This is a genomic window from Skermanella rosea, assembly GCF_016806835.2.
In the GTDB taxonomy this organism is placed as follows: Bacteria; Pseudomonadota; Alphaproteobacteria; order Azospirillales; family Azospirillaceae; genus Skermanella; species Skermanella rosea.
Genome location: NZ_CP086111.1, coordinates 3,876,269 through 3,898,911, shown reverse-complemented (window position 1 = coordinate 3,898,911; position 22,643 = coordinate 3,876,269). Strand labels below are relative to the sequence as shown.

Below are 22,643 nucleotides of genomic sequence, written 5' to 3'. Positions count from 1 at the left end.
GCCGGCCGATTTTCCGGGTTCGGCCGTGAGCCGCCTGGCGGGGCGGCTGTCGGAGGATAGCGGCATTCCCCGCGCGGCGGTACGCGCCATCGGTTGTACTTTGGAACGATGGCCTCGCCACGGGCCGAGGCATCCGCTTCGCGTCATAGGACGCACCGCAGATGCCGTTATCCCATTAGTAACAAATGCTTAAATATTCTATGCCAAATGTCCCGGGATTTTCGCATGCAGCGCGGTAAACGAAAATCCCGGATCGAAGCCGCCTGCGGAGTGGAGTGATGGCCGAAGGTCAATCAGTGGATCTCTTCGGAACCTTCGTCGCCGCAGCGGGAGACGGCTTCCTGGCCTCCCTGGCATCCAGCGTCCTGGACGATGTCCCGTTGTGCGTCGGCTACTTCGATGCGGACGGATGCTGCCGCTTCGTCAATGCCCTGTTTCGCGCGACGCTCGGCATCGACGCAAAGGTCCTGGCCTCCGCCCGGTTCTCCGACATCCTGGAGGCCGCTGCCCGGGACGGCGCGGAATTCGTCCCCGACGACCTGGCGCGCCGCGCGTCGGCCGGCGAGACGGTGCTGTTCGGCTTCGTCGCGGTCGCCGCGCCGGACCGGCGCATCGACCTGCGCGGCTGCCTCGTCCCGCACCGCGACCGGGCCGGGACCGTCGTGGGCTTCCTGGCGCTGCTGGAGAATGTGACCGAGCGGCAGCGCACCCTCGAGAACCTGCTCCGCCGGGAGCAGTTCGCGACGTCGCTGCTCGACGCGGCCGTCGACGGCATCATGACGATCGACGCCCGCGGGATCATCCAGTCGGTCAACCATGCCTGCTGCCGCATGTTCGGCTACGACGAGGCCGAGCTGGTCGGCGCGCCCGTCGCCCTGCTGATGCCGACCCCGCACGAGCACCGCCATGCCGGGTACATCGACAGCTATCTCGCGTCGGGCCGCGCCAAGATCATCGGGACCGGCCGCGAGGTCCTGGCCAAGCGCAAGGACGGCTCCGTCTTCCCGGTCCATCTCAGCGTCGGCGAGATGCGCTTCAACGACGAGGTCACCTTCATCGGCATCGCCCGGGACGTCTCCGATCGCCACGCTGCCGAGGAGCGGGCGCGTTTCCTGACCAACCACGACCCGCTGACCGGCCTGCTGTCGCGTCGGGCCTTCCTGGAGGAATGCGACCGCCAGATGGCCGGGCGGCTCTCCCAGGCCGGCCTGACCCACGTGATTTTCAGCTTCGACGTGGACCAGTTCCGGGAGATCAACGAGGGCCTGGGCTACCATATCGGCGACGGCGTCCTGAAGGCGATCGTCGGCCGGTTCGGCGAGATCCTGCCCAAGGGGTCGATCCTGTGCCGCGTCGGCGCGGACGAGTTCGCGGCGCTGGCCTGTTTCGCGGACCGGAAGGCGGCCGAAGAGGTCGCCGACCATGTCCATGCCCGCCTGCTCAGCCCGATCTACGTGGATCGCCAGATGGTCCTGGTGCGCATGAGCATCGGCGCCGCGGTCCATGACAGGAGCATCAGGCGGATCGAGGAACTGCTGACCAAGGCGGAGCTGGCGCTCCAGACCGTCCAGCACGAGGGCGGCAACGCGGTCTGCTTCTACACGCCGGAGATGGCCCAGGCGGCGAGCCGCCGCACCTTCCTGACCATGCATCTCGCCCACGCCGTCCAGCGCGACGAGCTGAGGGTGGTCTACCAGCCGATCATCGAGGCGAAGACCGGCAAGGTCGCCGGCGCGGAGGCGCTGCTTCGCTGGTCGCACACCAGCCTGGGGTCGGTGTCCCCGGCCGAGTTCATCCCGATCGCCGAGGACAGCGGCCTGATCGTCTCGATCACCGACTGGGTGCTGGAGGCGGTCGCCGACCAGGTCGCCCGATGGCACGACGAGGGGCTTGGCTGCGGCCGGGTCTTCATGAACGTGTCCGGCCAGCAGTTCCTGCGCGGGCGGCTGACCACGCGTCTGGCGGAACTGATGACGGAGAAGCCCTACCTCGCGGGACTGATCGGGATCGAGATCACCGAGCAGGCCGCGGTGCGCGACCTGAAGGCGACGGTGCAGGCGATCTCCGCCCTGGCGTCGATCAGCGTTGAAACCGCGATAGACGATTTCGGGACCGGCTATTCCTCGCTCAGCTACGTCCAGCAGCTGCCCATCACCAAGCTGAAGATCGACCGGATGTTCGTGGACGGGGTGCCGCACAACCTCAAGAATGCGGCACTCGTCCGCGCCGTGGTCGGCATGGCCCACGGACTCGGGCTGACGGTCGTCGCGGAAGGGGTGGAGACGGCGGCCCAGCGGGATTTCCTGACCGACGTGGGATGCGACCTGCTGCAGGGTTACCTGTTCTCCCAGCCGGTCCCGCCGATGGCGCTCAGCCTGCTGCTCCGCAGCCAGCCGGAAACCTGGCGTCCGGCGCGCCTGCTGGCGGTCAAGGAACTGGCCGCGCGGTAAGCGCGACCAAATGGTATCCTAAAGCTTATCTACCACTTTATAGTGGATTAACGGCGCCCGCTGAACGAGAGTGCAGCTTCATTTCGCGTGGTTTAGCCGGAACATGTTCGCCCGCTGTCCTCCCCAAGATCTGCGCGCCATCCTGGATCTGGTCGGCTCACCGGCGTTCGTGATCGATGCGTCCGCGGGAGCCGCGGTGCTGGCGGTGAACGCCCGGCTGGAAACCGCCCTGGGGCGGGTCGATCCGGCGTGCCTTTCCGCCCTTGTCGGCCGGGCCGCGGACGGGTGCTCGGGCACCGGGCAGCCGGTCGAGATCGACGTCGACGTGGCGCTCGATCCCAAGCGCGAAAGCTGGCACCTGGTCCTGGTCCCGATCCCGCTGGACGGCGACGTCGTCCGGATCATGGTCACCGTCACGGCGCGGTCCCCGGCGTCCTCCTGGACCAATCTGGATTCCCGGACCCAGGCGATCATCGAGGAACAGGCAGGACTGGTCGTCCGCTACCGCCCCGACACGACCCTCACCTTCGCCAACGCCGCCTATGCCCGCCGCTTCGGGGCGGCTCCCGACGACCTGGTCGGGCGCCGGATCGTCGATCTGGTCTCGCCGCAGGAGGTCGTGAGGATCAGGGCGTGCCTGGCCGACCTTACTCCCGACCGGCCGGTGGGGCGGCACGAGCGGCCGGTGACGCTGCCGGACGGAACGGTGCGCTGGCTGCTGTGGAGCGACCGCGCCTTCCATGACGGCGAGGGCAGGCCGGTCGAGTACCAGTCGGTCGGCTTCGACATCACGCGGCACAAGCAGGTCGAGCGCGAGCTTCAGGACAGCCGGGACTTCTTCCGGCTGGCGATCGAGGGCACGCGCGACGGGCTGTGGGACTGGGACCTGAGGACCGGGACGATCTGGCTGTCGCCGCGCCTGAAGGAGATCCTGGGCTTTGCCGACGACGAGCTGCCCAACGACCTGGAAGCGCTCCAGCGGCTGGTGCTGCCGGAGGATCGCGAGCGCGCCCTCCACCGGATCCAGCGCCACTGGGACGACGGCAAGCCTTACGAACAGACCGTCCGGTTCATTCACCGGGACGGCACGATCCGGCACATCCTGGCGCGCGGGGGCAGCGTCCGCGACCCTGACGGCAAGCCGATCCGCATGGTGGGCGTCCATACCGACGTGACGCTGCTGGTGGAGAGCGGCCAGATGCTGCGGCTCGCCAAGGAGCAGGCCGAGCAGGCGAGTCGGGCCAAGTCGGAGTTCCTGGCCCTGATGAGCCACGAGCTGCGCACGCCGCTGAACGCGATCATCGGGTTCGCCGAGATCCTGCGCGACGAGCTGTTCGGCCCCCTGGGCAACGAACGCTACGGCGACTACGTGCAGGACATCGTCGGCAGCGGCCGCCACTTGCTGGCGCTGATCAGCGACATCCTGGACCTGTCGAGGATCGATGCCGGGCAGCTCGCGCTGAGGGAGGCGACGCTCGACCTGGCGCTGGTCGCCCGCGGCCAGATCCAGCTGGCCGCCGCCGCCGCCGAGGCCGGCGGGGTCACCGTGCTGTGCGACGCCGGGCAGCCCGGCCCTCTGATCCGCGCCGACGAGGCCCGAATCCGGCAGATCGTCCAGAACCTCCTGTCCAACGCGGTCAAGTTCACGCCGGCCGGCGGGACGGTCCGGCTGGATGCCCGGGTCGGACCGGACGAGTCGGTCGTCCTGCGCGTCAGCGACACCGGGATCGGGATGCGGCTGGAGGACGTGCCCCGCGCCCTGGAGCCGTTCAGCCAACTGGAGGCGTCCCTGACGCGCCGGCGGGAAGGCACCGGCCTCGGCCTGGCGATCGTCAAGCGGCTGGTGGAGCTTCACGACGGCGAACTGCGGATCGAGACGGCGCCGGACGAGGGCAGCACGGTCACCGTCATCTTCCCCCGCGAGCGCAATGCCGGCGTGCCGGAAAGCCAGGTGCGCCGTTCCCCCGCCGGCGGCGAGCCGGTCGGCCTCGTCCCCTGGAGCGGCGCCCTGTTCGGCCGCTTCGAACTGCTGGACACGCTCCTTCAGGCGGTGCCGATGGCCGTGGCGGTGACGCGCGAGGACGGCATCTGCATCAAGGCGAACCATACCCTCTGCCGCATGTCGGGCTTCGAGATGGTCGAGCTTCTGGGGCGGCCGATCGAAACCCTGCTGGCCGGCGAGGCGGCTGCTGCGGCGCAGCCCGGCCCGCCGCCGGGGCAGGAGGCGCCCCGCAAGCGGACCCGCCTGCGCGAGCGCCAGCTGGTCACGCGGTTCGGCCGGACCCGCGGCGTCGAGGTGATCCGCGAACCCTTCGTCGGCCTGGACGGACAGACCTATGTGCTGCTGCTGCTGACCGACGTCAGCGAGCGGCGGCGCACCGCCAAGGCCCTGCGCGACAGCGAGGAGCGGTTCCGGCTGGCCGCCTCGGCGGCGGGCTGCGGCATCTGGGACGCCGATCTCGTGACGGGCGACCGGTGGTTCTCCCCGGCCTACCTGCACATGCTGGGCTATGGCGAGGACGAGCTGACGCTCAGCGACGCCGCCTGGCGCGAACGCATCCACCCCGACGACCGTGCCGGAGTCGACGAGGCCCTGGCCGGGCACCTGACCGGCGGGAACCCCTTCTACGAGGTCGCCTTCCGGATGCGCCACAAGTCGGGGCGCTGGATCTGGCTGGTCGCGAGGGGTGCCGCGTCCTTCGATGCCGGCGGCGAGGCCAGGCGGTTCGTCGGGACGATCTCCGACATAACGGTCGAGGTGGAGGCGCGCGAGGCGCTGGCCGAAAAGTCCGCTTTCCTGGAAACGGTGCTGTCCAACATCGGGCAAGGGATCGTCGTGTTCGACGCCGAGCGCCGCGTCAGGCTGGTCAACGACCGGTTCCTGGCGCTCCACGGCTTTCCCCGCGACCTGGGCGCGCCCGGCACCCCGATCGAGCGGCTGGTCCGGTGGCGGGTCGAGCAGTCCATGGCGCTGGCCGAGGGCACCGACGCGACCGTGCTGGACGCGCGGACCGCCGAGGACATGGTCTGGCTGGACAGGTGGCTGTCCGCCCCGCCGCCCGCGCGGGTCGACATCGGGGGACACGGCGGGCGGATCCTCGACGTGTGGCGCCAGGACCTGCCGGACGGCGGCTTCGTCGCGACCCAGGCCGACGTCACGGCCCGCCGGCGGGCCGAATTCGCGCTGGCGCAGCGGGAGGACCAGCTCCGCACCATCCTGCGCGTCGCGCTGGTCGGCATCCTGACCGTCCGTGAGGACGGCGCGGTGGAGGAGTTCAACCCGACGGCGGAGAGCATGTTCGGCTGGTCCGCCGCGGAACTCCGGGGCCGCGACGTCGGCGTGCTGCTGGCGGAGGAGACCCTGTCCGGCGCCGCCGCCCTCAGCCTGCTGCAACCCGACCCGAAAGCCGGCGACCCGGGGGGCGGCACCGAGTTCCTGGCGCGGCGGCGCGACGGCTCCGCCTTTCCCGCCCGGATCTCCATGGCCGCTTTCACGGCCGGCGGGTGCCGCCGCTATGTCGGCGTCGTCGCGGACATCTCGGCCAAGCGGACGGTGGAGGCCGAGCTGCGCGCCGCCCGGACGCGGCTGGACCAGCGGTTCGACGATTTCGTCCGCGTCTCGGTCGAGCTGGAGCAGGTGCGCCGCGAGGCCGACATGGCGTTGCTCCACGCCGAGCAGTCGAGCAAGGCCAAGTCGGAGTTCCTGGCCCAGATGAGCCACGAGCTGCGGACGCCGCTGAACGCGGTGATCGGCTTCTCCGAGATCATGAAGGGCCAGTATTTCGGGCCGCTAGGCTCGCCCAAGTACCAGGAATACGCCGAAGACATCGACCAGTGCGGCCGCCACCTGCTGTCGCTGATCAACGACATCCTCGACCTGTCCAAGGTCGAGGCCGGGCGCTACGTGCTGGAGGAGGAGCAGATCGACCTCTGCCGGATCGTCGACGCCTCGGTCCGGCTGCTGCGCGACCAAGCCGCCGGCAAGGGGGTGATGATAGCCCTCCGCCCCGAACCGGTGCCGGCGGTCATGGGCGACCAGCGGGCCCTGAAGCAGGTGGTCGTCAACCTGCTGAGCAACGCGGTCAAGTTCACCCCGCGCGGCGGGATGGTCGAGATCGGCACCCTGGTGGATGCCTTCGGCGACGTCTGCATCACCGTCAAGGACACCGGCATCGGCATTCCCGACGGCGAGATTCCCCGGGTCCTGGAGGCGTTCGGGCGGGCCAGCAACGTCCGCCAGTCGGGCGAGGAGGGCACCGGGCTGGGGCTCGCCATCGTGGGCTCCTTCCTCAGCCTGCACGGCGCCACCCTGGACATCGACAGCGCGGTCGGCATCGGCACGACCGTCACGGTGCGACTCCCGATCGAGCGGGTGCTCGGGACCCAGCGCCAACTCCAACCCTGGGACATCGTCGATGACCGCTAACACGCCTGAAACCTGGGTCCGGCTGGACCAGGCGCAGCTCGGCGTCGCCATCGCCCGGCACGCGCGGTTCCGGCGCGGCACCGCGAACGGCGCCCGCGCCAACCTGGCATTCCACGATCTGTCCGGCCTCAGCCTCGCCGGCGCCGACCTGTCGGGGGCGGACCTGACGGGCGCGCTGCTGAAGGGCATCGACGGACGCGGCATCAACCTGGGCGACGCCGTGCTGTACGGCGCCGACCTGCGGCTGGCCCAGCTTCAGAAGGCCGACCTCAGCCGGACCGACCTGCGCGGCTGCTGCCTGCGCGGGGCGGACCTGACCGGCGCCGTGCTGGAACTCGCCAACATCCGCGAGGGCTCGCTGGCCAAGCTCGACCAGGAGAACCGCATCTCGTTCGAGGCGTCGCCGGCCGAACTGGTCGGCGCCACCTTCAAGGGCGCCGACCTGACGCGGGCGCGCATCGCCGGGACCCTCGCGATGCAGGCGGACATGACGGACGCCGTCATGGTCGGCGCCAAGCTCGCCCGCGTCGATTTCCGCAACGCCAACCTGACCGGCGTGGTGCTGGAAGGCGCCGAGCTGAGCGAGGTGAACCTGTCGGGCGCCACGCTTCACGGCGCCGTGCTGAAGGGCGCCAACTGGCGGAACTCCCGCATGCAGGGCGCCGACCTGATGGGGGCGGTGGTCGATGCGCAGATCCTCTCGATCGCCGACGGGGCGAAGAACCTGCCCCGTCCGGCGGGGGATTTCTCGATCTCGGACCTCCTGCGGGCCCATGGATTGTGGATCAGGACCCAGGGCCAGCAGGGCAAGCGGCTGGAGCTGACCGGGTTCAACCTGGCGGGGCTGGAGCTTCCGGGGGTCGATCTCGGCGGCGCGGTCCTCACCAACTGCGCCATGGAACGGGCGAACCTGGACGGCGCGGTGCTGACCGTAGTGGACCTGACCATGTCGGACCTGCGCGAGGCCAACCTGCGGAACTGCGACCTGCGGGCGGCGACCCTGCGCCGGACCTTCCTTGCCGATGCCGACCTGACCGGCGCCGTGCTGGATTCCGTCCGCCTGAACGAGCGCGCCGGCAACCGCCTGCTGTCGGCGAACCTGGAGCGCGCCCGGCTGTGGAACGCCTGCCTGCGCGACGCCTCCCTCCGACGGGCCCGGCTGACCGGCGCGGAGCTGACCCGGGCCGACCTGAGCGGCGCCGACTTCGCCGACGCGGACCTGCGCCATGCGATCCTGACGGGGGCGACGCTGGACCGGACGAGGTTCCACGGCGCCGATCTCACGGATTGCCGCGGCGTTGAGCTGCCGCATCCTTCCGGCAACCCTGAAACGAAAGGGGCAGGCGGAAAATAAGGCTATTTCAGGCGGAAAGTAAGTCGCTTCCGCGGCGCCGCTGCCACTTCCCCCCTGGTCCATGGGTTAGCTGGTGATCAGGCGATCCCCGGGACGGCGTAGGCCGAAAGGCACTGGGCCGAAAGGCCTTGGGCCAAGGGGACGGGGCAAGGGAGGCGGGATGGAAATGGAAATCGACGTCGTATCCACGCTGGTCGCGGCCATCGTGGTCCTTCTGATCGGCCGCGTGGTCATCTCGAAGGTCGGCTTCCTTCAGCGGTACAATATTCCCGAACCTGTAGTCGGCGGATTGCTCGCGGCGCTGGTGATCACCGGCCTGCGGGTCGGCGCCGGCATGGAAATCAGCTTCGACATGTCGCTCCAGACGCCGCTGATGCTGGCATTCTTCGCCACGATCGGGCTGAGCGCCGACGTCAAGACCCTGATGCAGGGCGGCCGCGCCGTCCTGGTGTTCTTCGCCGTCGTCGTGGTCATGCTGGTGATCCAGAACGCGGTTGGCGTCGCGGCGGCGGTCAGCCTGGACATGCATCCGCTGACCGGCCTGCTCGCCGGCTCGATCACCATGTCCGGCGGGCACGGGACCGGCGCCGCCTACGCGACCCGCTTCGGGGAGGATTACAATCTCCAGGGCGCCATGGAAGTCGCGATGGCCTGCGCCACCTTCGGCCTGGTGCTGGGCGGGCTGATCGGCGGCCCGATCGCCCAGCGGCTGATTTCGAGCAACAACCTGAAGGCCGGGACCGGCGTCGAGCTCGAAGGCGCTCCGGGCGAACTGGGCGGCGACGAGGTGCGCAGCCTCAGTCCGGAAAGCTTCCTGGAAACGCTGTTCCTGATCGTGATCTGCGTCATGATCGGCTCTTACCTGGGCCAAATCCTGAAGAACGACTACCTGACGCTGCCGGCCTTCGTCTGGACCCTGTTCACCGGCGTCCTCATCCGCAACGGCCTCGGCCTGTCCGGGCTGCGCCAGGTCGACGGCGCCACCATCGACCTGCTCGGCACGGTGTCGCTGTCGCTGTTCCTGGCCATGGCGCTGATCGCGCTTCGGCTCTGGGAACTGGTGTCGCTGGCCTTGCCGATCCTGGCCATCCTGGCGGCCCAGACCGTCGCCATCGCGGCCTACGTGTATTTCGTGACGTTCCGGGTCATGGGGTCGAACTACGACGCCGCGGTCATGTCGGCGGGCCACTGCGGATTCGGCATGGGGGCCACGCCGACCGCGATCGCCAACATGCAGGCGGTCGCCGGCCGCTACGGCCACTCGCCCCAGGCGTTCCTGATCATCCCGATCGTCGGGGCCTTCCTGATCGACCTCGCCAACGCGCTGGTGATCCAGGGCTTCATGAGCCTGCCCCAACTGGGCCTTTGAAGGAGGACGCGCCATGATCGACAGGCTGTTCCGCATGCCGGCGCGGGTGCTGGTGCTCGTCGCGGCGCTGGGATTCCTGGCCGCCTGCGAGAAGGTGCCGGACGAGGCGGCGGTCCGCGGCGCGCTCCAGTCCGCGCTCGAAACAACCTTCCCCGATCCGGTGTTCGAGATCACCGATTTCAACCGGGTCGGCAGCAGCCCCCTGCCGGCCGACGCCGGCGGCGCCGAGCGGAAGATCGTCTACTACAACGCGGACCTGCGGGTGCTCCGCGACTATTCGTTCAGCGACTGGGAAGCGCTGAACGTGTCGGCGCTGGCCAACCTGCTCGGCGCCACCGAGCACGGGCTGAAGGGCATCCGGCGCGACGGCAACCAGGCCGGCGACACGGTGGAGGTCAGCGGTTCCGTCGGGTTCGAGCGGACGAACGGCGACTGGCGGGCGGTCGTGGTCGCCCAGACGCCGGTCGGCCAGCCGCCGCCCCTGGACAATACGGGGCCGCCGGCCATCGCCCGCGGGCTGGTGGACCAGATCATGGCCCTGTTCGAAGGCCCGCCGACCGAGGATGCCCGGCAGGCCCGGGAGATCATCACCGAGGAGCTGGACGAGGCGTACCGCCAGATCACGCTGCGGCTCGACCGGCTCCAGCGCGCCTTCATCGTCGTCGGCGGGCCCGAAGGGGGCGAATACAACCTGATCGCCCGGACCATCGCCGCGTCGATCTCGGCCGACGGCGTGCGCGCGGCAGGAGTCGCGACCGACGGCAGCGTCGAGAACCTGCGCCTGATCCAGGACGGGTCGGCCGACGTGGCGCTGGCCCAGAACGACATCGCCGCCATGGCCGTCCGGGGAGACGCCCTGTTCGAGCGGGCCGGGCCGAACCCCGAGCTTCGGGCGCTGGCCAGCCTGTTCCCCGAACCGGTCCACATCGTCGTCCGGGCCGACGGGGAGATCGGGACGGTCGCCGACCTGCGCGGCAAGCGGATCGACCTGGGGCTCCCGCGCTCCGGGTCGCTGCTGACCGCCCGGTCCGTCCTGGCGGCCCATGGGCTCGCCCCGGACGACTTCGCGGAGGTGACCGACATGGGGCCGAGCCGGGCGGTGGAGGCGCTGGTGGCCGGGAAAATCGACGCCGTGGTCAGCGTCATCAACGCGCCGGCCCGGCTGTTCCAGCGGCTTTCCGCCGAACGCGGGATCCGGTTCCTGCCCCTCGACCGGAACGCCATTCAGGAGCTGGACGGCTCCGACGGCAACCTGGTGCCGCTGACCCTGCCGGCCGGAACCTATCCCCGGCAGACCGAGCCGGTCCCGACCGTCGCGGTGACCGCCCTGCTGGTGTCGCGCCGGGACATGCCGGACGTCGAGGTGACCACGCTGCTGGACACCGTGTTCAAGGATATCGACTTCCTGGCGGCGGGTAGCGCCGCGGGGGCGCTGATCTCCCGCGGCCGGGCGGAGAGCGGCCTGTCGATCCCGCTCCATCCCGCCGCCGAGGCTTGGCTCGGCGACGCGTCAACCGCCGCCGGCCAGTAGCCGCTTCCGGAAGCGGCGGCGTCTCGCCGCCCAGGATGTACTGGCAGGCGTCTACGCCGCGTGGGCGTGGCTCGCCGGCGCCTGGTTGCCCAACAGCTGCGACGCCAGCAGCATGCGGGTCGCGTCGGCCCCGCGCCGCGCATGCTCGGAGGTGCCGGTGATGACGGCGGCGATGATCGCGCCGTCGACCAGCATGCCGATCGCGTCGGTCAGGGATTCCGGGTCCAGCACGCCGGCCTGGTCGGCGAGCCCGCGGATCACCGTCAGGACCTTCTTCTTGTGCGCCTGGGCCAGCGCACGGATGCGGGGGTCCTCCTTGTTGTGTTCGGCCACCGCGTTGATGAAGGCGCAACCGTAGAAGCCGTCCCGCCTGAACCAGTTCTCCAGCACGCCGAAGATTCCCACCAGCTTGTCCGCGGGAGAGCCGGGAAGCTCATCGACGGCCTTCTGGAACCACTGGCGCCAGGCTTCGCCCTCGCGCTCGAGGACGGCGAAGACGAGCCCTTCCTTCGAGCCGAACTGGTTGTACAGCGTCATCTTGGCGACACCGGCTTCCGCCAGGATCCTGTCGATGCCGGTCGCGTTGATGCCGTGACGGCAGAACAGGCGGGTGGCAGTCGTCAGAAGCCTGTCTCCCGGCTTTGGCCCCTGCTGCTTTTGGTTCATGAGAGTGGGTCTCCTCCGTTGGGCACATCTGCGGCGAGGCGACGGCCGCTGTCCGCGGCAGTGCCCGGGACCCTGGGACCCCTTGGCAGGGCGGGTACCGTTATCCTCGACGTCCCCAGCCGAGATGCGGCGCCAAACCACAACTTTTCTAGGGATATTGAGATTAGTACCGTGTTGCTGCAATCGGGGTAGCCGGGGCGATGACGCAGCGTCAAAATGTCTCGCCCAATTGGGGCTCCCGGATCTTTACTCGGCACCCGGGTGTTCCGATGAGTGCCCCCGATCCTTTCGGTCGGACGGACTGCCGGGGGCCATTCACATGAAACTGCGGAGGAACTCACGATGATCATTACCACTACCGATCAGGTCGAGGGCCGTCGCGTCGTCGAATACCTGGGCGTCGTCACGGGCGAGGCGATCATCGGCGTCAACGTCTTCCGGGATTTCTTCGCGGGCATCCGCGACATCGTCGGCGGCCGGTCGGGCGGCTATCAGAACGCCCTCAAGGACGCGCGCGAGCATGCCATGGCCGACCTCCAGGATGCCGCCCGGCGCCTGGGCGCCGATGCGGTGGTCGCGGTGGATCTCGACTACGAGGTGCTCGGCAAGGAGAACGGCATGCTGATGGTCAGCATCAACGGCACGGCGGTCAGGCTGGGTTGAGCGTCCGGACCGGGCTGTCCGCGGGTCTTTCCACCAGTTCCTCCATCAGTTCCTCCACCAGGGCGTCGGCGGCATCCACCGGCAGCGGCCGGGCGAACAGGTAGCCCTGGGCGAAGTCGCACTGCATGCGGCCCAGTTCCGCCGCCGTTCCCTCGTCCTCGACGCCTTCGGCGAACAGGTCCAGGTCCAGCGCCTTGCCCAGCGCCACGATGGTCCGGACGATGGCCGCGCTGTCGGGGTCGTAGAGCATCGGCTTGACGAAACTCTGGTCGATCTTGAGGCCGTCGATCGGGAACCGGTGGAGGCGGCTGAGCGACGAATAGCCGGTCCCGAAATCGTCGATCAGGATCCGGAACCCGCGCTCCCTCAGCGCCCGCAACCGCTGCGGGAGCAATTCCGCGTCGCCGGCCAGCGCCGTCTCGGTGACTTCCAGCTTGATCCTGCCGATGTCGACGCCGCTCGCCGCGACGGCGCGGTCCAGCAGGGAGAAGGCTTCCGGGTGGATCAGCTGCGTCGGCGCCATGTTGATGCTGAGCGACAGCGGCACCGGGGCGCCGACGCGGTCCTGCCAAGTCCGCATCTGCCGGCAGGCCGCGTTGGTGACCCAGTCGCCCAGGTCGGTCATCAGGCCGTTCTCCTCCGCGATGGGGATGAAGGTCGCCGGCGGGATCAGCCCCCGCTGGGCGTGGTTCCAGCGGATCAGCGCCTCGAACCCGGTCAGCCGGCGGTCCGGCAGCGACAGGATCGGCTGGTAATAGAGCAGGAACTCGTCCCGCTCGATCGCGCGCCGCATGTCGCTCTGGAGCTTCAGCGTCAGCAGCGGCTCGGTCCGCATGCCGTCGGTGAAGGCGAGGCAGCGGGCGCGTCCCTGGGCCTTGGCCTGGTGCAGCGCGGTGCCCGCATGCCTCACCATGTCGTCCGGACCTTGGTTTCCGCCGACATCGAAGCAGACGCCGGCGCTGGCCGAGGCGAACAGCTCCTGGTCGGTCGCGTCGACGAACGGCCCGGCGACGCACGACCTCATGGCTTCCGCCAGTTCCAGCGCCGCGTCCCGGTCCTCCAGCCCCTCCGCCAGCACGGCGAACTCGTCCCCGGCCAGCCGGGCCAGGGTATCCCCCGGGCGCAGGCGCGCGGACAGCCGGCACGCCAGGTCGATCAGCAGCCGGTCGCCGGCCGCATGGCCCAGGCTGTCGTTGATCAGGCTGAACCGGTCGATGTCCAGCAGCACGACCGCCGCCGTTCCGACCCGCGACAGCCGGGCGCGGGCAAGGCTCTGGGCCAGCCGGTCCATGAACAGCGCGCGGTTGGGCAGGTTGGTCAGCCCGTCATGGAGGGCCACGTGGGCCAGCTGGTCCTCGGCCCGGCGGCGCAGCGTCACGTCCTCCAGCGATCCTTCCAGGCGCAGGATCCGGCCGTCGGCGCCGCGCACCGTCCGGATGCTGAAGCCGCCCCAGATCACCGGGCCGTCGCGGCGGTACAGTTCCGCCTCGAAGCCGACCACCCGGTCCTGGGCATCGACCAGCCGCATCAGCTCCGCGCGGCGGCTGGGATCGACGAAGAGCGGCGCTCCGACCGGCCCGCGCGCCGCCAGGAAGCCGGCGGCGTCGGCGAATCCCAGCATGCGGGCCATCGCCGGGTTGACGTCGGTGAAGCGTCCGTCCGGGCACATCTGGAACAGCCCTTCGATCGCATTCTCGAAGATGCCGCGGTAGCGCTCCTCGGCCCGGCGCAGGGCCGACTCGGCACGGGTCCGCTCCTCGGCGGCCAGCGCCATCGCCACGAAGTCCCCGAGCGAGGCGGTGAAGACCTGTTCGTCGCGCGGCCAGCCGCGCGGCAGGCCGACATGCTCGACGCACAGCACGCCCACGGTGCGCCCGCCGAACAGGATCGGCACGTCCAGCATGGAGGCGATGCCGAGCGGGATCAGGTAGTTCTCCGTGAACTCGCAGGTCCGGGGATCGCTTTGGGCGTCGGATGCCGCGATCACGCGGTCTTCCAGGATCGCCTGGAAGTAATGGGGGAAGTCGGCCCGCTCCAGGATCTGCCCGGTTCCGTCCACGCTGCTCGACACGTCGTAATGGTCGGCGCAGACCAGGGACGTGCCGTCTTCGTTCAGCAGCCATATGCTCGACCGGGCGACGTCCAGCGTCTCGGCCGCGACGCAGTTGATCCGGCGCAGGCAGACGGCTAGGTCGGCACGGACGAAACAGTCGTGCCGTGCCAGCGCCCCCAGAGCCGCGCTCTGGCGCTCCACCCTCAGATCCAGTTCCAGCACCCGTCGAACCCCGCATGCAGCGTACGATTCTGCAACCTAATGGAGCTCGATTAAAAAACGCTGAAACTGTGACCGAAACGCGCGCGGACCGGCCGGTGCTGCCGCCGGACCTGTGGCCGATGCCTATGCTGAAAGACCGTCTTCACACGCGGTCCAAGAAGATTTCCACTTGCGACGCCCTGGAGAATATTGATTACCTCTTCGGGTGGGAGCTTTATGAACTGACCTGTTCGACCGGCTGCGGATGCGGTCGATGGGCCTGGAGGATGGTCATGACTGAAGGTGGGCATCTGCCCGAGGGCGATTTCCAGCAGATCGAGGAGTTCATTTCGCGGACGCCGCGGGGGCGCCTCTTCCTGCGCGAGCACACCCGGCGCGCCCAGACCGGCGTCGCGGAGGAGGTCCGGTCGCTGGTCGCCGAGCTGCGCGATCTCTGGAAGCAGCAGGCCGACGCCAACAACATGGTCAACCGCGTCCAGGTCCTGCGCCACGAGCTTCAGGACATGAGCGCCACCATCTCCCATGCCCGGCGGGAGATCGCGGCCCTGCGCCCGACCGAGGACGGCAACGACCGCTTCTCCACCGCCACCAACGAGCTGGACGCGATCATCGTCTCGACCGAGCGCGCCTCCTCGGACATCCTGACCTCGGCCGAGCGCATCCTCGACATGATCGGCAAGCTGCGGGAAGGCGCCGACACGGCGGAGCTCTATTCCCGGATCGAGGGCGAGGTGATGGAGATCTTCACCGCCTGCTCGTTCCAGGACCTGACCGGGCAGCGGACGACCAAGGTCATCAACGTCCTGCGCTACATAGAGCAGCGCATCGGCTCCATGATCTCCATCTGGGGCGTGGACAACATCAGGGCTGAGGACGTGCCGCGCGAGCCGGTGGACACCCGGCCCGACGCGCATCTGCTCCACGGACCCTCCCTGGACGGCATCCGCCAGAACGAGGTGGACGACCTGATGGCCGGGCTGGCGACCGCTCCCCCCGCGGTCGCCGCCGCCCTGGGCGGGAGTCCCGACGCTTCCCCTGCTCCGGCCCGGAAAAGCCCGCCCGCCGCGGCCGCCGAGCCCGAGGGGGAGGAGGAGCCGCCCCATCCGTTGAACCAGTCCGCGATCGACGCCCTGTTCGGCTGACCGGAAGGGGGCGCAGCCTCCGGTGCAGTGCGGGAATCGGTCGCACGGGCAACCACGGGTACACGGACTGGCGCGCCGCCGCGTTCTGGGCCTATGATTTAAGCCATGCCCCGGTCTATCACTTCCCGGTGACCGGGCCGTGTGACGGCATGGATGGATCATGACGAGAGCGCCGAAGAACGAAGCCTGCATGCTGTCGCGCCTGGAGCAGCTCTGCGTCGAGAAGGGACTGAAGATGACCGAGCAGCGGCGCGTCATCTCGCGCGTGCTGTCGGTCGCGACGGACCATCCCGACGTCGAGCAGGTCTTCAAGCGGGCGGCGGACATCGACGGCCGGATCAGCATCGCGACGGTCTACAGGACCGTGCGGCTGCTGGAGGATGCCGGCGTCATCGAGCGGCTCGATTTCGGCGACGGCCGCGCCCGTTTCGAGGAAGCGCGCGACGAGCACCACCATCACCTGATCGACGTCCAGTCGGGCGAGGTGGTCGAGTTCAATTGCGACGAGCTGGAAGCGATCAAGCAGCGTATCGCCGGGGAACTGGGCTACAAGCTCCTCGGCCACCGGCTTGAACTCTACGGCGTGCCGCTGGAAGGCTCCGCGCGGCACGGCGCCAAGTAACCGAGGCCCAGTATCCCATTCCGGCGGAGCGAGCGATGAGCGAGAACCCCTCCAAGAAGATGTCGGTCTGCGGCGAGGAATCGTCCTGCTGCCGCCCCGCGGTCCAGCGCGCCTACAGCGAGCTGCGCCGTTGCGGCCAGCCGGAACGCTACGCCTTCGAGGCGGCGCTGGCGGTCTACCGCTACCATCATCCCGGCACCATGCCCCGGCAGGCCGAGCTGACCGTGGCGGAATGGGTGTGGGACGGCGTCATGCACTGACCAGCATCCAGGTCAGCTCGTGCTTGTTGTGGTGCAGGTGGACGACGCGGCTGCCGGGGATCGACGCGAACTCGCGGGTCGCCGCATGGTCGGTCGGACCCTGGAACTTGATGGTGCAGATGAAGTTGCGGCACAGGCCGCTGTCCACCCACTCGCGGACCAGCCGCAGCAGGCGCTCCGGATAGCAGATCACGTCCGAGCACAGCCAGTCCACCGGCCCGATCTCCGACGGGGTCAGGGCGAAGGCGCTCTGCTGGCGGTAATCGACCCGCGGCAGCGCCGCGATGTGCGGCGCCAGCGGCGCCTTGTCCACGCTGATGACCCGGGCACCCAGCTCGTGCAGCACCCAGGTCCAGCCGCCGGGGCAGGAGCCCAGGTCCATCGCCAGCGACCCGGGACCTGGCATGCGGCCGGCCAGGGTCAGCGCCTCCCAGAGCTTCAGGTAGGCCCGGGTCGGCGGCACGGTCCTGTTCTCCTCGAACTCGACCGCGCCGTGCCGGAACGGGCTGGAGCAGCGCGCCGACGCGATCAGCGACGTCGCGCTCTCCATCATCCACGATCCCAGCGGCGCCGTCGGGGCCGGGGAGGGGAAGACCAGCGGCTTTGCCGAGACATGGGGAAGCTGGTCCTGGATCAGCTTGGCCCGCCCGTTGTGCGGCCCGGGCCACAGCGCCCAGTTCCGCTGGATGCCCCGCAGCTCCCGCGCCGCCGACTTGATCGACGCGACCGGCAGGCGCACCGGGTCGTACCAGACATTCTCAACCCAGCTCACCGGCCGCGCCGGACCGGGCGCGAAGACCAGCCGGTCATGCACCTCGGCGACGTCCCCCAACTCGGCGATCAGGTCGTCCACGAACCCCTCGGGCGCCAGATACCCGGTCATGCCCAGCGGCTCGCCCGGGGTTTCGGCCGATGGACCGGTCAGTGGATCGGGCTGCGGTGATGGGTCTTCCACGGTGCTCCAGGCTCCTGACAGACGGTCAACCCGCATAGCCCAGCCGCCCGCCGCGATCAATCGTTCCGAAGGACTGTTCCACGGCTGCTGGGCACCATGATCGCGGCGCTGGGAATTGTTCTCCTTCTGCGAACCCCTTTTTCCCTTCATGCGCGGGCTTGACCCGCGCATCCACGCGCAAACCGGCGGGAGGAAGTCCGCGCGTGGATGACCGGATCAAGTCCGGTCATGATGATGAAGGAGCTCATGCCAGCACCTACACCTCGCCTTCCAAGGCCGTTGCGGCGACGATAACCTCCGGCCCCCCCTCACGCATGCGCGTGCCGGGGCATCTCCTGGTCGGCCATGGGGTGGCGTTCCAGCCGGTCCAGGGCCATGCCGTCGCGGTCGAACAGGCGGCAGGCGCCGGCGGGGATGCCGATGCGGATCTGCTCGCCGGGGCGGACGGTGTCCTCTCCGCCGGTGCGCAGCACGATCGACTGGCCGTCCGCGGTCCTGACATGGCAATAGGTCTCGCCGCCCAGACGCTCGACCACGAAGACCTTGCCGTCCATCACGGCGTCGCCCCCGCCACCTTGGGAGTCCCCCGCGACCAGATGCTCCGGGCGGACGCCCAGCGTCACCGGGGCGCCGGGCGCCAGGCCGGCCGACTGGGCGGGGACCGTCAGGGCGCCGCCGCCGGGGATCTGGACCGTGGCGCTGTCGCGGTCGATCCCGCTCGCCGTCGTCTCGATGAAGTTCATCTTCGGGCTGCCGATGAAGCCCGCGACGAACAGGTTGCGCGGGTGGTGGTACAGCTCCAGCGGGGAGCCGACCTGCTCCACGTGCCCGGCCCGGAGCACGACGATCTTGTTGGCCAGCGTCATGGCCTCGACCTGGTCGTGGGTGACATAGACCATCGTGGCGTTCAGGTCCTCCTTCAGCTTCGCCAGCTCGATCCGCATCTGCACCCGCAGCGCCGCGTCCAGGTTGGACAGCGGCTCGTCGAACAGGAAGACCTTGGGCTCCCGCACGATCGCCCGGCCGATCGCGACCCGCTGGCGCTGGCCGCCGGACAGCTCGCGCGGCTTGCGGGTCAGCAGGTTCTCGATCTGGAGGATGCGGGCCGCCTCCCGCACCTTGGCGTCGATCGCCTCCTTGCCGGAATTGGCCAGCTTCAGGCCGAACGCCATGTTGTCGTACACGGTCATGTGCGGGTAGAGCGCATAGCTCTGGAACACCATGGAGATGCCGCGCTCCTTGGGCGGCAGGTCGTTGACCCGGACGCCGTCGATGGTCATCTCGCCGCTGGTGATGTCCTCCAGCCCCGCGATCAAGCGCAGCAGGGTGGACTTGCCGCAGCCCGAGGGGCCGACGAACACGGTGAACTCGTTGTCCTTGATGTCGAGATCGACGCCATGGATGATTTCAAGGCCACCGAAGGATTTGCGCACGTCGCGCAGCGTGACGTCGGCCATTGGCGGATTACCCTCCCGTCGTTTTATTATCGGTCCCCGATAGGCGCCCCAGGAAGGCGCCGTACCCCGGCAGCCGGATTCTCCCTCCGTCCAGGGTGCCGGTAGGCCCATGGCCGGACAGAGCCTCCACCCCGCCCGGCGCCTCCAGCGCCGCCGGTTCCCCGCCCAGGTTGAAGGCCGCCAGCACCTCCTCGCCGCCGCCGCTCCGGACGAAGGCGATCACCGGCTCCGGCGCGTCGATGAAGCGGATATCGCCGGTCACCAGCGCCGGATGCTCCCGCCGCCAGCGCAGGAAGCCGCGGGTGAAGTTCAGCACGCTGCCGGGATCGCCGTCCTGGACCGACACCGCGCGGCGCAGATGCTCCTCCGGCACCGGAAGCCAGGGCTCGGCCGTGCCGTCGGTGAACCCGCCGGCCGGATGGTCGTGCCGCCAGGGCATCGGCGTTCGGCAGCCGTCGCGCCCCTTGTAGCGGGGATAGAACGGCAGGCCGTAGGGGTCCCGGATCCTCTCATAGGGCACGTCTGCCTCCGGCAGGCCCAGCTCCTCCCCCTCGTAAAGGAAGGCGGTGCCCCGGACCGAGCAGAGCAGGGCGACCAGCAGCTTGGCGAAAGCATCGCCCCCGTCGCCCCGGCCCCAGCGGGTGACCGGCCGGATCACGTCGTGGTTGCCGAACGCCCAGGCCGGCCAGCCCCGGCCCGGCTGCCGCTCGAAGGACTCCAGCGCCCCCCGGATCACCCCGGCGCCGAACCGCTCGGTCAGCAGCGTGAAGCCGTAGGCCGTGTGCAGCAGGTCGGGGGAGCCGACATACTCGGCGCTCCGCATCGTGCTGTCGTCGTCATGCACCTCGGCGACGGTCATGGTGCCGGGATAGCGGTCCATCAGGGCGCGCAGCCGGCGCAGGAACTCCAGATTCTCCGGCCGCGACTTGTCGTAGACATGCCGCTGCATGCCGTAGGGATTGACCGAGGCGACGCCTTCCAGCGCGCCGGACCCGCTCGGCCGGGGCGGGTTGTCGCGCAGCTCGGGGTCGTGCATGTAGAAGTTGGCGGTATCCAGCCGGAAGCCGTCGACGCCCCGGTCCAGCCAGAACCGGCAGGCATCCAGCACGGCGTCCTGGACCTGCCCGTCGTGCAGGTTCAGGTCGGGCTGGCTGGTCAGGAAATTGTGCAGGTAATACTGGTTGCGCCGGGGCTCCCACGCCCAGGCGGACCCGCCGAACACCGACAGCCAGTTGTTCGGCGGGGTGCCGTCCGGCCGGGCGTCGGCCCAGACGTACCAGTCCGCCCGCGGATTGTCGCGCGACTCCCGGCTTTCCAGGAACCAGGGGTGCAGGTCGGAGGTGTGGCTGAGCACCATGTCGATGATGACGCGCAGGCCCAGATCGTGGGCGCGGGCCAGCAGTTGGTCGAAATCCTCCAGCGTGCCGAACATGGGATCGACGGCGCGGTAGTCCTCCACGTCGTAGCCGAAATCCTTCATCGGCGACTTGAAGAAGGGGCACAGCCAGATCCCGTCCACCCCCAGGCCGGCGACATGGTCCAGCTTCTCGGCGATGCCGCGCAGGTCGCCGATCCCGTCGCCGTCGCTGTCCCTGAAGCTGCGCGGATAGATCTGGTAGATCACCCCGCCGCGCCACCATTCCGTCATGGTCGGTTCCCTCCCCACATCGCCCCGTCAGCCCTTCACCGCGCCGGCGGTCAGGCCGGAGACGATCTTTCGCTGGAAGATCATGACAAGCACAAGCAGCGGCACCGTGACGATCACCGAGGCCGCCATGATGTTGCCCCAGGGCAGCTCGAACTGGCTGGTGCCGGTGATCAGCGCGATGGCGACCGGGACGGTTCGCATCTCGTTCGACAGGGTGAAGGACAGGGCGAACAGGAACTCGTTCCAGGCCGCGATGAAGGCGAGCAGGCCGGTGGTGGCGAGCGCCGGCCCCATCAGCGGCAGGAAGACCCGGGTGATCACCACCCACGGGCTAGCCCCGTCCACGATCGCGGCCTCCTCCAGCTCCTTGGGCAGCTCCCGCATGAAGGTGGTCAGCACCCAGACCGTGAAGGGCAGGGTGAAGATCATGTAGGACAGGATCAGCCCCAGCAGGTTGTTGTAGAGGCCGAGCCACCGGATCAGCTCGAACATGCCGGACAGCACGGCGACCTGCGGGAACATGGAGACGCTGAGCACGACCAGCAGCAGGGTGGTGCGCCCGCGGAACTGGACGCGGCCGAGCGAGTAGGAGGCGGTGACGGCGATGAACAGCGACAGCACGACCACCGACACGGCGACGATGACCGAGTTGAGGATGTTGCGGCCGAACGGCTGGCCCTGGAAGACGCCGACATAATTGTCCCAGGCCGGATTGGCCGGCCAGAACTCCACCTGGAACAGTCCCGAGCCCGCTTTCAGCGACGAGACGATCGCCCAGTAGAACGGGAACACCGTATAGACGACGATGAAGGCGACCAGGACGTAGAACAGCACCCGGCCGACGATCTTGCGGCTGCGCATGGCTCACTTGCCTCCCTGGTCGAAGTTCACCTTGCCGACGGTGATATAGATCACGGTGAAGGCCGCGATGATCAGGAACAGGAAGGTGGAGGCGGCGGAGCCGTAGCCGACGTCCTGGAAATCCACCAGCTGCTGGCGCGCATAGACCGACATGGACGCGGTCGCCCGACTGTTGCCGGTCAGGACATACATCAGGTCGAAGATGCGCAGCGCGTCCAGCGTGCGGAAGATGATCGCCACCATCAGCGCCGGCTTGATCAGCGGCAGGGTCACCTTGAAGAAGACCTTCACCGGGTTGATCCCGTCCACCCGGGCGGCCTCGTAGACCTCGCCGGGCAGCAGCTGGAGCGCCGCCAGGATCAGCAGGGTCATGAAGGGCGTGGTCTTCCAGACATCGACCGCGATGACGGCATACATGGACAGGTCCGGGTCGGCGATCCAGGCGCGCGGCTGGTCGATCAGCCCGACGAACAGGAAGATCTCGTTAATCACGCCGTAGAGGTCGTGGTACATCCAGCCCCACATCTGGGCCGAGACCACCGTTGGGATCGCCCAGGGGATCAGCATCGCCGCCCGCAGCAGGCCCCGGCCCGGCATGTGCGCGTTGAGCGTCAGCGCGATGACCATGCCCAGCACCGTCTCGATGCTGACCGACACCACCGCGAAGAACACCGTGTTCCAGACCGCACGCCACCAGTGCGGGTCGATCGCCAGGTAGTAGAAGTTCAGCAGGCCGATGAACTCGTGGTATTCGAGGTCGTACAGCGTCGCGTCGGTGAAGGAGAAATAGATCGTCCGCAACAGCGGCCATCCCGCGACCAGCGCCAGGACCAGGATCATCGGCGCCAGGAACAGCCAGGCCGCCCGGCGGCGCCGGCGGGTCAGCAGGGAGCCCCGGGAGGAAGCGGCTCCGCCGCGCGCCGCCGGCGCCGTGGCCCGTCCCGCGTCGTATACGGTCGTCATC

The 22,643-nt window shown here is 69.1% G+C and carries 16 protein-coding genes; 9 read left to right on the top strand and 7 right to left on the bottom strand.

Going from position 1 to position 22,643, the window contains the following annotated elements; all coding sequences use genetic code 11:
- The first annotated feature begins 296 nt into the window (after positions 1–296).
- From JL101_RS18170 to JL101_RS18150, 5 genes are all read left to right on the top strand, one after another.
- Complete coding sequence (locus JL101_RS18170) at positions 297–2,450, top strand: putative bifunctional diguanylate cyclase/phosphodiesterase (protein ID WP_203097085.1); 2,154 nt, start codon at positions 297–299, stop codon at positions 2,448–2,450.
- Between the two features lie 103 nt (positions 2,451–2,553).
- On the top strand, positions 2,554–6,876 hold the full coding sequence (locus tag JL101_RS18165) for a PAS domain S-box protein (protein ID WP_203097086.1): 4,323 nt from the start codon (positions 2,554–2,556) through the stop codon (positions 6,874–6,876).
- On the top strand, positions 6,866–8,230 hold the full coding sequence (locus tag JL101_RS18160) for a pentapeptide repeat-containing protein (RefSeq protein ID WP_203097087.1): 1,365 nt from the start codon (positions 6,866–6,868) through the stop codon (positions 8,228–8,230). Before JL101_RS18165 ends, JL101_RS18160 begins: the two co-directional genes overlap by 11 nt.
- 166 nt (positions 8,231–8,396) lie before the next feature.
- Positions 8,397–9,599 (top strand): sodium/glutamate symporter, encoded by a 1,203-nt coding sequence (gltS, locus tag JL101_RS18155; RefSeq protein ID WP_228434936.1) that lies wholly within the window; start codon positions 8,397–8,399, stop codon positions 9,597–9,599.
- A 13-nt stretch (positions 9,600–9,612) separates the two neighbouring features.
- Positions 9,613–11,130: a TAXI family TRAP transporter solute-binding subunit gene (locus JL101_RS18150; protein WP_203097089.1), complete on the top strand. Its 1,518-nt coding sequence runs from the start codon at positions 9,613–9,615 to the stop codon at positions 11,128–11,130.
- Between the two features lie 51 nt (positions 11,131–11,181).
- Here the strand turns inward: JL101_RS18150 and JL101_RS18145 are convergent, their stop codons facing one another.
- Positions 11,182–11,796, bottom strand: coding sequence for a TetR/AcrR family transcriptional regulator (locus JL101_RS18145; protein ID WP_203097090.1), 615 nt, complete (start codon positions 11,794–11,796; stop codon positions 11,182–11,184).
- A 342-nt stretch (positions 11,797–12,138) separates the two neighbouring features.
- On the opposite strand from JL101_RS18145, the gene JL101_RS18140 reads away from it, so the two are divergent.
- The gene (locus JL101_RS18140) at positions 12,139–12,459 is read left to right on the top strand and encodes a heavy metal-binding domain-containing protein (protein WP_201078798.1); all 321 of its coding nucleotides are present in this window, start codon (positions 12,139–12,141) and stop codon (positions 12,457–12,459) included.
- On the opposite strand, the gene JL101_RS18135 is transcribed toward JL101_RS18140, so the two are convergent.
- Positions 12,446–14,734 carry a putative bifunctional diguanylate cyclase/phosphodiesterase gene (locus JL101_RS18135; RefSeq protein WP_203097091.1) on the bottom strand — a complete coding sequence of 763 codons (2,289 nt, stop codon included), beginning with the start codon at positions 14,732–14,734 and terminating at the stop codon, positions 12,446–12,448. The two genes, JL101_RS18140 and JL101_RS18135, sit on opposite strands and share 14 nt — an antisense overlap.
- Before the next feature lie 272 nt (positions 14,735–15,006).
- On the opposite strand from JL101_RS18135, the gene JL101_RS18130 reads away from it, so the two are divergent.
- From JL101_RS18130 to JL101_RS18120, 3 genes are all read left to right on the top strand, one after another.
- Positions 15,007–15,876: a protein phosphatase CheZ gene (locus JL101_RS18130; protein WP_203097092.1), complete on the top strand. Its 870-nt coding sequence runs from the start codon at positions 15,007–15,009 to the stop codon at positions 15,874–15,876.
- 190 nt (positions 15,877–16,066) lie between these two features.
- The gene (locus tag JL101_RS18125; protein WP_203097252.1) at positions 16,067–16,498 is read left to right on the top strand and encodes a Fur family transcriptional regulator; all 432 of its coding nucleotides are present in this window, start codon (positions 16,067–16,069) and stop codon (positions 16,496–16,498) included.
- Between the two features lie 35 nt (positions 16,499–16,533).
- A complete protein-coding gene (locus tag JL101_RS18120; protein WP_203097093.1) occupies positions 16,534–16,758 on the top strand; it encodes a hypothetical protein in 225 nt (74 codons plus the stop codon).
- On the opposite strand, the gene JL101_RS18115 is transcribed toward JL101_RS18120, so the two are convergent.
- The 5 genes from JL101_RS18115 to JL101_RS18095 form a co-directional block, all read right to left on the bottom strand.
- Positions 16,748–17,641: an SAM-dependent methyltransferase gene (locus JL101_RS18115; RefSeq protein ID WP_228435505.1), complete on the bottom strand. Its 894-nt coding sequence runs from the start codon at positions 17,639–17,641 to the stop codon at positions 16,748–16,750. The genes JL101_RS18120 and JL101_RS18115 overlap by 11 nt on opposite strands.
- A 380-nt stretch (positions 17,642–18,021) precedes the next feature.
- Positions 18,022–19,170, bottom strand: coding sequence for an ABC transporter ATP-binding protein (locus JL101_RS18110; RefSeq protein WP_203097095.1), 1,149 nt, complete (start codon positions 19,168–19,170; stop codon positions 18,022–18,024).
- Positions 19,171–19,177: 7 nt separating this feature from the next.
- A complete protein-coding gene (locus JL101_RS18105; protein ID WP_203097096.1) occupies positions 19,178–20,818 on the bottom strand; it encodes an alpha-glucosidase family protein in 1,641 nt (546 codons plus the stop codon).
- 27 nt (positions 20,819–20,845) lie between these two features.
- On the bottom strand, positions 20,846–21,679 hold the full coding sequence (locus JL101_RS18100; protein WP_203097097.1) for a carbohydrate ABC transporter permease: 834 nt from the start codon (positions 21,677–21,679) through the stop codon (positions 20,846–20,848).
- 3 nt (positions 21,680–21,682) lie between these two features.
- Positions 21,683–22,642, bottom strand: coding sequence for a carbohydrate ABC transporter permease (locus tag JL101_RS18095; protein ID WP_203097098.1), 960 nt, complete (start codon positions 22,640–22,642; stop codon positions 21,683–21,685).
- Position 22,643: the final 1 nt, after the last annotated feature.

What these genes read in the sequence shown, in the direction of transcription:
- JL101_RS18165 (WP_203097086.1), top strand. Translation starts at nt 2,554, where the DNA reads ATGTTCGCCCGCTGTCCTCCCCAAGATCTGCGCGCCATCCTGGATCTG.
- JL101_RS18160 (WP_203097087.1), top strand. Translation starts at nt 6,866, where the DNA reads ATGACCGCTAACACGCCTGAAACCTGGGTCCGGCTGGACCAGGCGCAG.
- gltS (WP_228434936.1), top strand. Translation starts at nt 8,397, where the DNA reads ATGGAAATCGACGTCGTATCCACGCTGGTCGCGGCCATCGTGGTCCTT.
- JL101_RS18150 (WP_203097089.1), top strand. Translation starts at nt 9,613, where the DNA reads ATGATCGACAGGCTGTTCCGCATGCCGGCGCGGGTGCTGGTGCTCGTC.
- JL101_RS18145 (WP_203097090.1), bottom strand. Translation starts at nt 11,796, where the DNA reads ATGAACCAAAAGCAGCAGGGGCCAAAGCCGGGAGACAGGCTTCTGACG.
- JL101_RS18140 (WP_201078798.1), top strand. Translation starts at nt 12,139, where the DNA reads ATGATCATTACCACTACCGATCAGGTCGAGGGCCGTCGCGTCGTCGAA.
- JL101_RS18130 (WP_203097092.1), top strand. Translation starts at nt 15,007, where the DNA reads ATGACTGAAGGTGGGCATCTGCCCGAGGGCGATTTCCAGCAGATCGAG.
- JL101_RS18125 (WP_203097252.1), top strand. Translation starts at nt 16,067, where the DNA reads ATGCTGTCGCGCCTGGAGCAGCTCTGCGTCGAGAAGGGACTGAAGATG.
- JL101_RS18120 (WP_203097093.1), top strand. Translation starts at nt 16,534, where the DNA reads ATGAGCGAGAACCCCTCCAAGAAGATGTCGGTCTGCGGCGAGGAATCG.
- JL101_RS18115 (WP_228435505.1), bottom strand. Translation starts at nt 17,641, where the DNA reads ATGACCGGGTATCTGGCGCCCGAGGGGTTCGTGGACGACCTGATCGCC.
- JL101_RS18110 (WP_203097095.1), bottom strand. Translation starts at nt 19,170, where the DNA reads ATGGCCGACGTCACGCTGCGCGACGTGCGCAAATCCTTCGGTGGCCTT.
- JL101_RS18105 (WP_203097096.1), bottom strand. Translation starts at nt 20,818, where the DNA reads ATGACGGAATGGTGGCGCGGCGGGGTGATCTACCAGATCTATCCGCGC.
- JL101_RS18100 (WP_203097097.1), bottom strand. Translation starts at nt 21,679, where the DNA reads ATGCGCAGCCGCAAGATCGTCGGCCGGGTGCTGTTCTACGTCCTGGTC.
- JL101_RS18095 (WP_203097098.1), bottom strand. Translation starts at nt 22,642, where the DNA reads ATGACGACCGTATACGACGCGGGACGGGCCACGGCGCCGGCGGCGCGC.